The 14,828-nt window shown below is 44.9% G+C and carries 14 protein-coding genes; 5 read left to right on the forward strand and 9 right to left on the reverse strand.

The window, feature by feature from the left end; translation table 11 throughout:
• Nucleotides 1-32 precede the first annotated feature (32 nt).
• The 7 genes from NFI81_RS09060 to NFI81_RS09090 all read right to left on the reverse strand — a co-directional run bounded on the left by NFI81_RS09060 (nucleotide 33) and on the right by NFI81_RS09090 (nucleotide 8,193).
• Entirely contained in the window at nucleotides 33-1,430 is a 1,398-nt protein-coding gene (locus tag NFI81_RS09060) for an efflux transporter outer membrane subunit (protein ID WP_234612788.1), read from the reverse strand.
• Nucleotides 1,431-1,450: 20 nt separating this feature from the next.
• Nucleotides 1,451-4,600, reverse strand: coding sequence for an efflux RND transporter permease subunit (locus NFI81_RS09065; RefSeq protein WP_234612787.1), 3,150 nt, complete (start codon nucleotides 4,598-4,600; stop codon nucleotides 1,451-1,453).
• A 3-nt stretch (nucleotides 4,601-4,603) separates the two neighbouring features.
• Nucleotides 4,604-5,767, reverse strand: a complete 1,164-nt coding sequence (locus NFI81_RS09070; protein WP_234612786.1) for an efflux RND transporter periplasmic adaptor subunit — start codon at nucleotides 5,765-5,767, stop codon at nucleotides 4,604-4,606.
• A 227-nt stretch (nucleotides 5,768-5,994) separates the two neighbouring features.
• Entirely contained in the window at nucleotides 5,995-6,828 is an 834-nt protein-coding gene (gene ygiD / locus NFI81_RS09075) for a 4,5-DOPA-extradiol-dioxygenase (RefSeq protein WP_234614874.1), read from the reverse strand.
• Nucleotides 6,829-6,915: 87 nt separating this feature from the next.
• Entirely contained in the window at nucleotides 6,916-7,053 is a 138-nt protein-coding gene (locus NFI81_RS09080; protein WP_234612785.1) for a hypothetical protein, read from the reverse strand.
• Nucleotides 7,054-7,076: 23 nt separating this feature from the next.
• Entirely contained in the window at nucleotides 7,077-7,559 is a 483-nt protein-coding gene (locus NFI81_RS09085) for an NADPH-dependent F420 reductase (RefSeq protein ID WP_234612784.1), read from the reverse strand.
• 118 nt (nucleotides 7,560-7,677) lie between these two features.
• The gene (locus NFI81_RS09090; protein WP_310589656.1) at nucleotides 7,678-8,193 is read right to left on the reverse strand and encodes a Crp/Fnr family transcriptional regulator; all 516 of its coding nucleotides are present in this window, start codon (nucleotides 8,191-8,193) and stop codon (nucleotides 7,678-7,680) included.
• 241 nt (nucleotides 8,194-8,434) lie between these two features.
• Between NFI81_RS09090 and NFI81_RS09095 the strand changes: the two genes are divergently transcribed.
• The gene (locus NFI81_RS09095) at nucleotides 8,435-9,607 is read left to right on the forward strand and encodes an MFS transporter (RefSeq protein WP_234612782.1); all 1,173 of its coding nucleotides are present in this window, start codon (nucleotides 8,435-8,437) and stop codon (nucleotides 9,605-9,607) included.
• A gap of 171 nt (nucleotides 9,608-9,778) precedes the next feature.
• Here the strand turns inward: NFI81_RS09095 and NFI81_RS09100 are convergent, their stop codons facing one another.
• Both NFI81_RS09100 and NFI81_RS09105 read right to left on the reverse strand, forming a co-directional pair.
• A complete protein-coding gene (locus tag NFI81_RS09100; protein WP_234612781.1) occupies nucleotides 9,779-10,837 on the reverse strand; it encodes a calcium:cation antiporter in 1,059 nt (352 codons plus the stop codon).
• 60 nt (nucleotides 10,838-10,897) lie between these two features.
• Nucleotides 10,898-11,725, reverse strand: a complete 828-nt coding sequence (locus NFI81_RS09105) for a universal stress protein (RefSeq protein WP_234612780.1) — start codon at nucleotides 11,723-11,725, stop codon at nucleotides 10,898-10,900.
• Nucleotides 11,726-12,186: 461 nt separating this feature from the next.
• Here NFI81_RS09105 and NFI81_RS09110 point away from each other — a divergent pair, with 461 nt between their 5' ends.
• The 4 genes from NFI81_RS09110 (at nucleotide 12,187) to NFI81_RS09125 (ending at nucleotide 14,792) form a co-directional block, all read left to right on the forward strand.
• Complete coding sequence (locus NFI81_RS09110) at nucleotides 12,187-13,152, forward strand: hypothetical protein (protein ID WP_234612779.1); 966 nt, start codon at nucleotides 12,187-12,189, stop codon at nucleotides 13,150-13,152.
• A 130-nt stretch (nucleotides 13,153-13,282) separates the two neighbouring features.
• On the forward strand, nucleotides 13,283-13,450 hold the full coding sequence (locus NFI81_RS09115) for a GreA/GreB family elongation factor (RefSeq protein WP_234612778.1): 168 nt from the start codon (nucleotides 13,283-13,285) through the stop codon (nucleotides 13,448-13,450).
• Between the two features lie 138 nt (nucleotides 13,451-13,588).
• Nucleotides 13,589-14,260, forward strand: a complete 672-nt coding sequence (locus NFI81_RS09120; protein ID WP_234612777.1) for a VTT domain-containing protein — start codon at nucleotides 13,589-13,591, stop codon at nucleotides 14,258-14,260.
• 163 nt (nucleotides 14,261-14,423) lie between these two features.
• Nucleotides 14,424-14,792, forward strand: coding sequence for a hypothetical protein (locus NFI81_RS09125; protein WP_234612776.1), 369 nt, complete (start codon nucleotides 14,424-14,426; stop codon nucleotides 14,790-14,792).
• Nucleotides 14,793-14,828: the final 36 nt, after the last annotated feature.

Raw genomic sequence — 14,828 nt, forward strand, 5'->3', positions numbered from 1 at the left:
TTTAAGATTATAAAGCCATTTACCAAACAATATCAGGGACTAGCCCAACCTCCTCCCAACGACCTGTATAAGTTAACCACTGATTGCAACCGTTGCAATTGGTCATTAATGCTTCCAAGCTCCGCTTGCAACAAACTTTGTCGGGCCGTAATGACCTCGTTGTAGTTGGCAAAACCGTTTTGGAGTAGCTCGCCTGAATAGCTAACCGATTTCTGCAATGCTTCCAACTGATAGCTGCGGATCGCTATTTTATCAAGGGCAGTGTTGTGTAGCGACATGGCATCCGACACTTGTTGTCCGGCTGTAAGCAGCACATTCTCAAAATTGAGCAGCGCCTCCTTCTGCTGGGCCTTGGCAACTTCCAGGCGGGTTATATTGGCGCGTCTGTTGAATATCGGCTGGGTCAGTCCCGCGCCGATGCTTGCCGCAAGGGAGATTGGTTTAAGAAAGTTTTCCAGTTGCAGAGCCGAATAACCCACCGAGCCGGAGATTGTTAATGCCGGATAAAAGTAAGTCCTCGCCACATTAGTCAACTCAAAATAATATCTAAAATTAAGTTCTGCCTGTTGCACATCAGGGCGATTTGCCAGCAGCAGCGCGGGAACACCCGTTTGCAATACATCAAGCGTATCCTGATCCCAAAGCGTGCCGCGTCTGACGGACGTGGCTGGAACGGCAAGTAGAATACTTAGCGCGTTTTCTGTTTCCCTTGTACTCTGGATCAGGTCAGGAATTGTCACTTCTGCTACATAACGCTGCGCTTCGCTTTGCACCACAGCCGCCTCGGTAACTACGGCTGCTATTTTCAGTTCACGCATGGTCTGCACCGTCGTATCCCAATTGGACACAGTCTGCCTTGTAATGGCTAGCTGCTGATCCAAGGCCAGCAGTGCATAATAATAATTGGCAATATCGGCCACCAGGTTTGTTTGTACAGCTTTCGCACCTGCTTCCGATTGCAATAGAAGTGCTAGGTTAGCGCGTTTTGTGCTTCGTAGTTTCCCCCAAATGTCCGCCTCCCAGCCAGAAGATAATCCCAGCTGATATTGGGTCGCACTGTTTCTAATACCAAAGCCCTGAGCTTCCGAAAGCTTTGAACGCGTCACGCCAAGATCTCCGATAACGGTTGGAAATAATGCTGCTCTACTCTGTTCATAATAGGCCCTGGACTGCTCAATACGTGTATAAGCGATTTGCAGGTTCAGGTTGTTTTTAATTCCCCGACTTATCAGGCTTTGCAAAGTCGTATCGGTAAAGAGCCGGTTCCAGGGAAGCTGGCCGAGCCCGCTTGTGTCGGCCGTGACCACATCTCGGTAAAGGTTACCGGGTGCTGTTAGCGGTTTCTGGTAGGGTCTGACAATGTTACAACAGCAAAGCAGCAAACCCAGCAGACAAAACAGAACTAGTCGCTTTAAATGTTTTTTATACATAATCTTGCTATTAAAACGCTTCAATGATCGTCCTGAACTTGTTCTGTAATTGGCTTGGGCGGACCGCTGATCATTTCTTGTAAAGACTGGAATACGATATAAAGCACCGGTATCACAAAAACCCCAATGAGCGTTCCTACCAGCATTCCTCCTACGGCACCAGTTCCAATGGAGCGGTTTCCAATTGCACCTGCGCCGGTTGAAAGCATGAGTGGAACCAAACCCAGAATAAAAGCAAAAGAGGTCATCAGGATCGGACGCAACCGTGCCTGTGCACCTTCGACAGCCGCTTCCACCAGCGACATCCCATGCCGCCTACGTTCCACTGCAAATTCGACAATCAGAATTGCATTCTTTGCCAAAAGCCCTATCAGCATGACCAGTGTGATTTGCAGATAAATATTGTTGGTGATACCAAATAAGCTGGCGAATAAGAATGTGCCTGCCAATCCGATCGGAAGGGAAAGAAGCACCGCGAAAGGCAATATATAGCTTCCATACTGTGCGCTAAGCAGCAAATAGACAAAAACGATGACCAGCATGAAGACGAAAACGGTCTGCCCGCCAGCAGAAATCTCTTCCCTGGTCATCCCTGAAAACTCATATCCATATCCTTGTGGAAGTACCTCAGCAGCCACTTGCTGAATGGCCGCAATGGCATCGCCTGAGCTAAACCCTGGATTGGGCGAACCGGTAACACCAATAGAAGTAAATAAATTAAACCTGGAAATTGACTGAGGCCCATACACTCTCTTCATGGTGATAAAGCCCGTAATAGGCGCCATCTGGCCGTTTGCATTGCGGACATAAATGTTGCTGAGCCCTTCGGGATTAGCCCGCGAAGCAGCCTCGGCCTGGTACATGACCCGGAATTGTTTACCAAACTGATTGAAATTAGATGCATACACGCCGCCGTAATAGCCCTGCATCGTGCTCATGATGTCATTGACAGTGATGCCTGCCACTTTTGCCTTGGCCACATTCACATCGATCTGATACTGCGGAAAATTCACATTGAATGCAGTGGACGCGTACTGAATTTCAGGCCGCTTACTTAATGCTGCCAGAAAATCATTGCCAATTTTAGAGAATAGGGCAATGTCACTTCCACTTTTGTCTTGCAGCTGAAACTCAAACCCGCCCGATGAGCCAAACCCTGAAATGGTCGGAGGTGCAAAAAAGATGATCTTGGCATCCCTGATCCCGCCTGTTTTTGCAAATAATTTTCCAATCAAAGCCTGAACATCCTGTCCTTCCCCTCCACGCTCAGACCAGGGTTTCAGCCGCATTACAACCATCCCATAGTTGCTTCCAACTCCGCTGATCATCCCTCTACCTGTAATTTTTAATATATTCTGTACTTCCGGGATCGAACGCGCAATTGCCTCGACTTGCTTCATGATGGCCTCTGTTCTTTCCGTCGATGCCGAAGGTGGCAGGGCAATATCAGCCATGATAGAGCCAGTATCTTCATTAGGCACGAATGCAGAAGGGGTGGTTTGCATCAGATAATAAAACAGGCCGGCAAACACGGCAATGATCAATCCCGCAACCCACTTCTTCGCAATCAGGAATGAAACGGCTTGTTTGTAGCGCTGGATTGTCTTGTCAAATGTGCGGTTGAACCAGCCATAAACACGTTGTAAAATGTTCTTTTTATGGCTTGTATCTTCTTTATGCGGTTTTAAAAATATAGCGCACAATGCAGGACTGAGCGTGAGTGCATTGACAGCAGAGAGCATAATCGCAATGGCGAGCGTCAAGCCAAATTGTTTGTAAAACACCCCGGATGAGCCTTCGATAAAACTTACCGGCAGAAATACCGCCGCCATCACAAGGGTGATTGAGATGATGGCTCCCGAAATTTCACTCATGGCGTCTTTTGTGGCTTTGAGCGCGGATGTGTATCCCTCGTCCAGTTTAGCATGAACGGCTTCCACCACGACTATGGCATCATCAACGACAATCCCAATGGCCAAGACCAATGCAAACAATGTCAAAAGGTTAATCGTGAACCCAAAAAGCAGCAGAAAGAAAAAAGTGCCCAGAATAGCCACCGGAACAGCAATAGCGGGAATAAGCGTAGACCGAAAATCTTGCAGGAAAATAAAAACTACTAAAAACACCAGAATGAATGCTTCAATGAGCGTATGGATCACCTTTTCAATGGATGCATCCAGAAAATCGTTTGCATTGATCAGCGTGACGTACTTAATACCGGAAGGGAACGATTTGGCGGCATTATCCAATACCTGCAAACTTCCTTCAATCACTTCCTTGGCATTGGAGCCCGCTGTTTGGCTGATGGATACACCTACCGAGGGGTTGCTATTGGTTGTCGTACTGCTGGCATAGCTCATAGCGCCCAGCTCCACGCGGGCAATGTCTTTGAGCCGTAATACCTGACCACTTGGCGTGGCCTTGATGACCACTTCTTCAAACTCGCCTGCATCTTTGAGCCTGCCCGAATACTTGATCACGTACTGAAAGGATTGCAAGCCCTGTTCACCGAACTGACCGGGGGCAGCCTCTATATTTTGCTCTGCCAGTGCAGTGCTGACATCCGAAGGGACAAGCCCATAAGTTGCCATCACATCCGGTTTCAACCAGATCCGCATGGAATAATCCATACGTCCGAACGCATTCGCCTCTCCAACCCCTGATACGCGCTTAATTAAGGGCACCAGGTTTATCTCCGCATAGTTTTGCAAAAATGTCTGATCATAGGCGGGATTCTCGCTGTATAAGGAAAAAATCACAAGGTTACTGCTTTGGCTTTTGGCCGTCGTTACACCGGAGCGCGTGACTTCCTGCGGCAAGAGCGCAGTTGCCCGCGCGACGCGATTCTGCACATTTACAGATGCAAGGTCGGGGTTTGTGCCTAGCTTAAAGTTGATTGTAATCCGCGCTGTGCCATCATTCCCAGCCGAAGATGTCATGTAAGTCATGTCCTCCACGCCGTTGATCTGTTCTTCCAATGGCACAATCACGCTATTAAGCACCACATCCGCATTGGCACCCTGATATGATGTGGAGACAACGACAGTAGGCGGAGCGATCTCAGGATATTGCGCAATAGGCAGGGAAATTAGCCCCAATACACCAAGGATGACAATAAGAACGGAAATGACTGTAGACAGTACTGGCTGATCAATGAATCGATTGAACATAACCTACAAGTTTTTGGCGTAAATACTGTCCGCTTTTACTGGTCTGGAAATGACCTTTGCCCCTTCCCGTAACGACGCTACCCCTTCCAGGATAATCTTGTCCCCTACGGCAAGGCCGGTTTGGGCAACAAAGAACTGTCCATCATTATTGTCCAGCACGCCAACTTCCGCACTCTTAACGGTGCCGTCTGCCGAAACACGGTACACAAACTTTTTCCCTTGTATTTCGTAGGTCGACTTTTGCGGGATGACAATGGCCGAATCAAGCCGGGAAGGAATGCGGACAGTAGCACTGCTCCCACTGCGTATAATACTTCCGGGATTTGGAAAAGTTGCCCGCACCCTAATGGAGCCTGTCTCTGTATTGATAGAACCGCTGGTCGTTGTAATCCGGCCTTTTTCAGCAAAAACGGCTCCATTCGCTAAAACCAGGGATACAGATGGCATTGTCGCGATCCGGGCTTTCGTTGTATTGCCCTTCGTGTTTTTGGAGAATGCTAAAACCTGTTTTTCATTGATCGAGAAATAGGCGTATATGTTGCCAATGTTTGAAACTGTGGTTAATGGTTCGGGTGTATTACTATTGACAAGGCTGCCGATTTTATAAGGAATTAAGCCAACAATGCCATTTGCAGGGCTTGCAATGGTAGTATAGCCCAAATTGGTACGCGCATTGGAAAGCGCAGCGAAAGCCTGTGCCAGCGCCGCTTGTTTTGCTTGCATGGTAAACTGCGCTGATTCAAGTTCGTATTTACTGATAATGTTCTTTTCGACCAATGGCTTCACCTTATTGACACCCATTTGCGCGGCATTGACGTCTGCTTCTGCGATTTTAATATTGGCCTGTGCAGTCCTTACTTCCTGTTCATATTGAGGGGCATTGATTTTAAACAGCGCTTGCCCTTTTTTCACAGTAGCACCTTCATCAACGAAAATCTTTTCTATAAATCCATCAATTTTCGGACGGATCTCAATATCCTGCTGCCCTTCGATGGTTGCCGGGAATTCGCTATTTAATGTGATCGTTCTTTGTGTAATCGTCAGGACCGGATAGTCCTTGATTTGCTCCGCCACATTCCCACTGCCCTGCTTTTTGTCCTGACAGGACAAGAAAAGGACGAACGTCAATGACAAACCAGTTAGTGAGAGCTGTATCCTTTGATTCATAAGAATGGAATTTTGGAAACTCGATCATGAACAGATGATTGCAGATAAAAAACTTAAGAATTGCAGATTAGCCGTGGCGGTGAACTGGGGAGCCTGTTGCACGGATACTGGTTGAAGCTACAATTCATAACCATGCAAAGGATTAGGTGAATGTTATGTCAATGTATAGAATTTTTAGAAGAGTCTGATGCCGGCAAGAATTTAATTAAATTTTGTCACTTCTGCGACTAGCCAATTTTAACAGACGTCATTGTCAGTGAACCGCCAACGGCCTGGTCGTTGAAAAAAGAAACAGGTTCCTTTCCCGCCTTTAAGCCCAATGTATACATCAGAGGAAGGTAATGCTCCGGAGTCGGTATGGCCAGTGCGGCCTCTCTTCCTAACTGACTGTAATTGATCAATGGCTTGTGGTCATTTTCCTGGATCAGAGCTTTGAATTGCTCATTGATTTGCAACGCCCAGTCATATCCATAACCCTGCACGCTAAGCTTGTCCCAGGCTACCATTCTCAGATTGTGCACCATATTTCCGCTACCAATGATCAGCACTCCCTTTTTTCGTAGCGCCATTAATTCCCTTGCCAGGTCATAATGGAATTGAGGCCCTTTGGTGTAATCAATGCTAAGTTGAAGCACTGGAATTTTAGCCTCCGGATACATATGTCTTACCACCGTCCAGGTGCCGTGGTCAAGTCCCCAGTCATGATTAAGCTCCACTTTTGCGGAACGAATGAGCCCGGCAGCTTCTTTGGCTAGTGCTGGATTGCCCGGCGCAGGATATTGTACGGCAAAAAGTGCCGGCGGAAATCCTCCAAAATCATGAATTGTTTGAGGAAAATCCATTGCTGTAATCTTGGTGCCGTTCGTAAACCAGTGCGCCGATACCACCAGCACGGCAGCTGGCGTAGGGATTTCTTTGGCCATTTGTATCCACCTTCTGCTAAACGCAGTGTCTTCAATGCCGTTCATCGGTGAGCCGTGGCCTATAAACAGGACCGGCATCGGTCGCTGCTGGTCTGGAAGCTCATTTGTAAAATGTTTGAATGCTGCTAATGTTGTCATACCAATTGCGCCTGTAACGGCAGTTTTTATGAATTGCTTTCTTTTGATCATTGCTGATGATATTTCTGCCTGGTGATGTAGGATTTTTCACCCGGACAGCCAGTTATAATTGTATTTCATATTGAGTTGGGTCAACAGTGAGGACATCCTTAATAATGTTCGGCTTACGCCAAGCTCGCCTGCTACAACAGGGCTGAAACCGGCAGTTTCGATAAGCTCAATCACAGTTTGGAAAGTCTCTTGATCATTCAGGCAATGAATGAAACGGCCTTCATGCCTACAAGGATAGGCTTGGCAAAGGCAGCCGCAAATACTATATTGAAGGCTTTGACAACTTTCGAATTGGGCAGCAATTTTTGCAGTTCTTCTGCGGCACGCGTACCAGAGACGGTCGCAAAACTGTCATAGGATTCGTTTAACGGGTTAGCAATGCTTATGACCATCTTCTGATTGGCAACTTCCCGGATTTTCTCCGCAATTTCCTGTTGAGATCCATAAGGAACGGCCAGGATAATGATGTCGGCCTCCCAGGATGCCTCTGTCGGACATCCGTAAATTTCGATATCAGCCTCAGGACTCGCGTTTCTAATCTCCTCATATAAAGCTTCCAGTTTATCTGGATGATTACCTAGCAGCAGTAAACGATAGTTGCCTTTTGACAGGCTTTTGGAAATGAAGGTGCCCACATTCCCGGTGGCACCTATGATCGCAATGGTCTGTTTCGTGTTCATTTTGTTTCACTTTTGATACACAAAATTACCCCAATGGGCCTACTCGGGACGATGACTCTGATCAAGAAATTCCATTGATTTTGGTCAAGATAAGCCGTCAGGGGAAAGCAAAGGGAAGCTATTGACTTTTACCGATCCTGCTGCGGATCCTACTCAATGTTTCGGGGGAAAGTCCCATGTGAGAGGCAATCATATGTTGGGGGACACGCTGGACAATGTCAGGGTATTGGTCAATAAAAGATTTATATCGATCATCCAGAGACATACTGATAATGCTCAGCGTTCTTTTCTGGAGTGCAATGTAGGCCTCGGTCATTAATATCCTGAAAAATGTTGCGTACTTGGGCACCGAAATCAGCATCTGGTCATGTGCAGACTTACTGATCAAAACTAGCTCGCAGTCTTCGAGGGCATCTATATTCTGCGTTGAGATCTGCTCAGTCAGGAAACTGGATAGATCGCCGATCGCCCATCCTTCCAGCGCAAATGAAAAAATGTGCTCTTGTCCATTAGAATCCACAATGTAACTGCGCATAGCTCCCTTTTCTATAAATGCTACAGTCTTGCAGATATCTCCTTCCTGTAGCAGGTATTGACGCTTCCGCAGTTTTTTCGGCGTCAGAAATTGTTTCATGGCATATTCTTCTGATTCGCTCAGTTGTACCTTCTCGTTGAATTTGCTGAAAAACACCTCATACATAAGCTACCAGATTCGCATAAACAATTAGTTAATATGTAAGGATATAATCTTTACAAAGCTAAATTCTCCTCATTAATGCACCAACAATATCAATAATTATCAAAATCTGAATATGCCAGATTGAAAGAATGACGCAAAAACCATAATTTTAAGTAACTACAAAAAAGAATCTACATTGAGCAATCAACAAACGATAGCCGGAAGTACAAATGCGTTTCCCTGGCTGATCATGATTTTGATGTCGTCTGTAACATTTGTCGGGATTCTTTCTGAGTTAATGCCATCCGGTGTGATGCCGCAAATAAATTCCGATTTAAATATCAGTGAGCTACAAGGAGGTAATCTGGTAGGCTACTACGCAATTGCGTCCGCTATCTTTGCCATCCCACTTGTTGCGGTAACCCTGAAATTTAACCGCAAAATCTTGATATTGATTTTGCTCGCCGGATTTGCTGCTTCCAATATCATGGTCGGCATTTTAGCCAATTATACTATCATCATTATCCTAAGGATCATAGGCGGTATTTGTGCCGGCGTGATGTGGCCCATGATAGCGGCCTACGGGATGCGCCTAGTCAACCATGAGCATCATGGAAAAGCGATTGCCGTGATTATGGCTGGAAATACCTTGGGTATTAGTGCAGGAATGCCGTCTATAACATTTATTGGCAACCGATACGGGTGGCGGGCAGCATTTATCGCACTTGGGATAATTATTATCGCCATTGCTGTGACATGTGCTGTTGCATTACCATTTACACCCGGCGAGAAACTTACCAGAAGTTCATCGCCTTTTTCCCTGTTCAAAATTCCGTCGGTATTGACAGTCCTACTGCTCACCCTTCTTGGCGTAATGGCCCACTATGGTGTATATGTATATATTACCAGGCTTGTTGACGAAATTGAATTGCTAGGTGGAATAGAAAGTGCCTTACTACTTTTTGGATCAGGGTCTTTGATTTCAGTATTGCTGGCCATAAAATACATCGACAAACATTTGAGGCTGCTTACCACAGCGATGTTTGCACTCGTAATTTTTTCTATGCTTGTTCTATTGCTATTTGGTAGAAAGACATTAGTAGCTCATGTTGCATTCTTTTTATGGGGACTTTCCTTTGGTCCATTAGTGACCTTACTGCAGGCAGCCGTAAGCAGGCAGGTAGAAAGTGGAAAAGACGTTGCCACTTCGGTTCAATCTTCTGCGTTTAATTTATCTATTATGATCGCAACTTCCGCAGCAGGTGTATTGCTCGGAAGTTATTCTCCCATGAGCTTGACATATTTTGCAATCGTTTTAGCAATTCCAGGTATGATCATTTCCATTTTTGCAAAAAAGGCACTAGATTAATTTTCGAATGGACTAGGTTTGGTATCTAAACCAGGCACTGTCGTCACCAAAATAATTCTCATGGCCTCTATTGACAGAGTGATTATCACGACAGTTAAAGTTGTGTTATTAAACCAGGATTTGGCATTATTGCTATTACAAGTTGGGATTTGTCAGTAATTGTATATGTATTCAAGGAAATACGATTGTAAAGATATACATCATCAGATTGACCAAAAGCACAATAGCATATAAGCTGTTCGTTTGTCCCTTATTAAGCGATAGCATTACCGTGAAAATTGAAAGAACTAGCAGGACCATGGATTTCATGGTCAGACCGAGGATAAGTGGTAAATCCATTATTGTACAAACAATGACCACAGTAGGAATACTTAGCCCTATACTTGCTAAGGCTGAGCCTAATGCGAGATTGATGCTTGTCTGATATTGGCCACGTCTTGCCGCACGGATAGCAGCTATGCCTTCTGGTAGTAAAATAACAGCTGCAATAGCCACACCCACCAGTGCCGTGGGTAAGCCGGCTGCAACAATTCCGCTTTCAATTACAGGAGAAAGGTTTTTGGCCAGGAAAATAACTACGCCTAAACATATCATTAAAAAAGCTAGGCTTATCAGGGCTTCGCTTCTAGAAACATCTTTTTCCTGGCCTGAGACTTCTGTTAGAAAATACTTACGGTGCCTGACGGTTTGCGTAAATATAAAAGACCCGTAAATGACCAGGCAGCAAACGCCAATGGCGATTAGCTGAGGCGTGCTGTAGGAAGGTCCGGCAATACTGGTGGTAAAATTAGGCAACACCAGCGTAAGTACTAAAATAGACACTAGGCTGACTAATGCAATTGTAACGCTTTTCGTTTCAAAACTCTGTTCCTTAAATTTCAATGCACCAAAAAACATACTAATACCCAGAATGCCATTTAATATAAGCATAACGGCAGCAAATAGGGTGTCCCGTGCATAAGTATCAGCACCGGCTCCTCCTGTCAACATGAGTGATACGATAATCGAAGCTTCCAAAAGCGTTACCGCTACTGCAAGGATAATTGTTCCATAAGGTTCGCCCACTTTGTGTGCGACTACCTCAGCATGGTGCACGGCTGAAAATACACCTGCAATCAAAGCAACTACGGCTAACGAGTTGACCAGAAAGCCTGAACCAATAGGCAGCACAAGGTAAAAAATCCAGGCAATAACAGGTGCAATGTAACTCCACTGAAATATTTTTTTCATACGAAAAGGTTAAAAAATAAATTGTGCTGAATAGTCTTTCAACTCGAAAACGAAAGTCACTTATCTGATATGGTATACGAGTAAAGGCAGATGCGTTTCTACAACCAACCTTTTAGTCATACTTGGATTCGTCAAATACTGCTGCAAAAAGTGTCTTTCACGATTCGAAACAATCAATAAATCAGCGCCTTGATGATAACAAAATTTATTTATTCCTTCAATAAAACTTACATCCTCAACAATGACCACGTCCATGTCTGCCATATCCAGCTCCTGAATGGTTCTGAGTATGCGCGCTTGATTTGCATGGCTCTCAGGTTCGTGGAATGAATTGATTTTAACCAGGCTTAGTTTGGCACCAAGCTGCTTTGTCAGCACTTTTATCTGATGTAAGATATCTGTTTCCTGTTGATCAAATTGCGTCGCATAAATAATATTCTTAAACCCACTCAGCGTTGCCTGGGGCGGAACAACCAACACAGGACAAGACGCCTCCAATGCAACGCCGGTTGACGAACTGCCGATCAGTTTATCTACGAATGTCCCCTGCCCTGTCCGGCCGACAACTATCAAATCGGCATTAATATTAGTTGCCTGCCGCAATATCGCAGTTTGAATTGCATTAGACTCCCAAATACCCTTTACCTGATAACCTTCTGACTGAGCGCCAGCTACATACTCGTCGAGTTGTTGCTTATATGAGTTCTCCAATTCGTTGAACATCACAAGCGTACCTTCGGTCATCGGCATTGCAATGCCGGTGTTTTCAGACTGGGAGGTATGCATAATGGCTAATTCCGCGCCAGTTTTTTTTGCAATTGTTTTGGCAGCTTGCAGGGCCTTTTGTGAATTTTCAGAGAAATCAATAGGGATAAGTATTTTTTTCATAAGAGTATTGTAATGTTTATTTGCACGAGCCAATTTAGCAGAAGCTTGTGCCTTTTATATTTTTTAAAAAACTAGGGTAGAAGCCGATCTTCACCTTGCTGGTAATGTGCATGGGTTTTTACAGGCGCACTTTTAGATTTGTTCATGCGCATCTGGAATACATCCACCAGCAGGGAAAATGCCATAGAGAAGTAAATATAGCCCTTCGGAATTTCCAGCCCAAAGCCCTCACGTTATCAATGCCTAAAACCGCCTCCAAGCGACCAGCGACAAAAGTGAAACGATGACTTCGAATTCCATGAGTATTTGTTGCTTAGAATTTCAATATGAGACTAGTATGCTGTTAACTGACTGTTATATACGGATTTGATTTTGCCATGCCAAAACATTTTTTCATTTATATTTTCTTTCCGATACTATTTTTTGTAAATTTACAACTGTAAAAATAAAAAACAAGAAAAATGACTTATCTCAGTGCTCAGCCGCAGTTCACTACATCATGGGATGAAATCTGCTACCCTGTACATCCGGTGTGGCTGGCAGACTTATTGCCGGACTATGAAATCATGGCCACTGATAAGCAGCAACTTATCGTAGGGCAGCCTTTTCGCGGGACTAAGACGATTTTTGGCATTCAAAGCGCTGACTATGCCATCATACCGAACGTATTAATTAGAGAAGTTGTCGATAAGCTCTTTTCAGACTATAAACTGGAAATAAAATATACTTCTACGGGTGAATTTAGCATTAATATAATTTTTCCTGAGCAGCTTTCCATTGGCGGTGAGCAGTTGCAGCGGAGCATGATTTTGACGAATAGTTATAATGGAAAAACCCCATTTAGCGTACAAGGCAAAACATTGACGGCCATGCTTGATGGTTCAGGGATTCCGGGCACGAGCATGTACCGGGCAGTTTGCCAGAATGGGCTAATGGGATGGGCGGACTCCTTTTCCGAACTCCCAAAATATCGATCGTGGTTGAAGGAACGTGGGCAGGGAAAAGAAAAAAAACAGGGACCCAACAGCAGTGCCATCGCAAAAAAAGATGCAACCAACCGAAAAATCCACCACAGCAGGCAAACACCTGAACTCTTTCAGGAGCAGCTGTATGAATTGCTGGCTGGCCAGGATTACAAAAGCCCTACCCTGACGACCACTGTATATGAGCATTTTCAACAAAAATCCTTTGGCAGAGCGGATGAAAAACTGCTAAAAACAATGCCGATTCCCGTTCAACTGGCCAAGCAAGCTTATGAGCGGCTCAAACTAGAGCAGCGGCTTTTTGACCAGGATTCATCTTACTGGCTGATGTACAATGCCGTTAATCACGCCCTTTTCAATGCGCGAAGCAGTCTTACATTAAATGACCGCTACAAGCTTGATGAAAAAGTTTTCCATCAGCTCGCAGCCAGCTCCTTAATATAACACGGGCCGTCACGCCCCGGTTGCCGTAGGCCGTTGTAGGGTAAGAACCTGGCAGCGGCTACGGCGTAGACCTATATATCCATATGAAAAATAAAAAAACACAGTCATACTTAGCGAAGACGATTTTCGCATGTTAAAACAGTTTGGAAAAAACATCCCAAGCAACCCGAACGAAATGACGCTATCCTACGAGTTAAACTGTGCCATCGTCGTCGAAAATGATGAGCTGCCAGAAGACAGCGTCCGCCTGAATTCGCAGGTGCGTGTTAAGGAACCGGCTTCTAATTTAATAGACTAACTGAAATGATCATGGAAAACGAAAAAATCAGACCGGATAAGGAAATGTTAACGGCAATGTTCTACGCATTTACGATCATGCTTATGTATATCACCATTTGCATATTGATGACAACCATCAAATAAAAAAACACATACAATGGAATTTTTCAACCAAATCCTAGATGTCTTTTTCCACCTGGACACACATTTGGGACACATCATTGAGCAGTATGGCGCATGGACTTATGCCGTGCTTTTTCTGATCATTTTTATTGAAACGGGGGTTGTATTTATGCCATTTCTCCCTGGCGATTCATTACTGTTTGCAGCAGGAATGATGGCTGCAAAATACCCCGATTCGCTTAACATCTGGCTTATTGTTGCATTGCTTTTACTGGCTGCCATACTTGGCGATAGTTGCAACTACCTGATCGGACGCCGTTTTGGAACTAAGATCCAGCATATCCGCCTTTTTGGAAAGAGAATGATCAAGCCTGAACATCTTGCTCATACCCAAGGTTTTTATGAAAAATACGGAGCGTCCACAATTGTAATAGCGCGGTTTGTGCCGATAGTCAGGACTTTGGCACCATTTGTAGGTGGTGTTGCGGCAATGAATTACAGGGTCTTTTTTAAATTCAATATCGTCGGGGCAATTCTATGGGTTGTGAGCCTTGCTTTTGCCGGCTACTTTCTGGGTAGTATTCCCCTAGTCAGGGACAATTTTGAAAAAGTAGTGCTGGGAATCGTTGCGTTATCCGTATTGCCGATATTTTGGCAGTTAGTTAAAGCTAAATTCCGGTCCAGCCGGCCGGAGGTTATAGTTTAATTTTAGCTTCTGGGAATTACCCCTGGCAATCCTAGTATTATTTCCGAGTCAGCGAAAGTTAGTCGCCTGCTGCCCGGTCGACTGCCAGATCACAGGCAGAAACAACCGACGTAACCAGCAACAAACGTTTTCAAAAAAGCTTTATAAACAAGCAGACGAAATTATGCATATATCTTATTCAAAAATTGGCGCTGCTTCGGTAGCGATGGTACTCGCAGAAATGGAAGATATCTTCCAAAAGAAAGGGGTTCATGACAAAAAGGGTACGCCTGCTACCAGGCAGCAAGCTGATTTTGATGTATATGCCAATTTTCTGGCTGAAAATGCAATTGTGCTTGGTGGTACAGGTGGTATACACGATCAGCAGACTTGTGTCAATACGCCAGTCAAAATCAACCAGTCGGCAAAAAAACGGTTTTTGTCTATCCTAAGCCGTGTAACCAAGGCACATGAAGGCGTTTCACGTCAGGAGCGCATTTTTGTTCATTGGTTTTGGTCACAAATCCAAAACAGCCTTCTACACCGGCCATAATTTTACCTTTCCCTAAGTATACCCCATTAAACGTGG

This window comes from Dyadobacter fanqingshengii, assembly GCF_023822005.2.
GTDB lineage: Bacteria > Bacteroidota > Bacteroidia > Cytophagales > Spirosomataceae > Dyadobacter > Dyadobacter fanqingshengii.

Coding starts and splice junctions, on each gene's coding strand:
- NFI81_RS09120 (WP_234612777.1), top strand. CDS start 13,589: ATGGAATTTTTCAACCAAATCCTAGATGTCTTTTTCCACCTGGACACA.
- NFI81_RS09100 (WP_234612781.1), bottom strand. CDS start 10,837: ATGAAAAAAATATTTCAGTGGAGTTACATTGCACCTGTTATTGCCTGG.
- NFI81_RS09110 (WP_234612779.1), top strand. CDS start 12,187: ATGACTTATCTCAGTGCTCAGCCGCAGTTCACTACATCATGGGATGAA.
- NFI81_RS09105 (WP_234612780.1), bottom strand. CDS start 11,725: ATGAAAAAAATACTTATCCCTATTGATTTCTCTGAAAATTCACAAAAG.
- ygiD (WP_234614874.1), bottom strand. CDS start 6,828: ATGACAACATTAGCAGCATTCAAACATTTTACAAATGAGCTTCCAGAC.
- NFI81_RS09060 (WP_234612788.1), bottom strand. CDS start 1,430: ATGTATAAAAAACATTTAAAGCGACTAGTTCTGTTTTGTCTGCTGGGT.
- NFI81_RS09125 (WP_234612776.1), top strand. CDS start 14,424: ATGCATATATCTTATTCAAAAATTGGCGCTGCTTCGGTAGCGATGGTA.
- NFI81_RS09070 (WP_234612786.1), bottom strand. CDS start 5,767: ATGAATCAAAGGATACAGCTCTCACTAACTGGTTTGTCATTGACGTTC.
- NFI81_RS09090 (WP_310589656.1), bottom strand. CDS start 8,193: ATGAAACAATTTCTGACGCCGAAAAAACTGCGGAAGCGTCAATACCTG.
- NFI81_RS09085 (WP_234612784.1), bottom strand. CDS start 7,559: ATGAACACGAAACAGACCATTGCGATCATAGGTGCCACCGGGAATGTG.
- NFI81_RS09115 (WP_234612778.1), top strand. CDS start 13,283: ATGTTAAAACAGTTTGGAAAAAACATCCCAAGCAACCCGAACGAAATG.
- NFI81_RS09065 (WP_234612787.1), bottom strand. CDS start 4,600: ATGTTCAATCGATTCATTGATCAGCCAGTACTGTCTACAGTCATTTCC.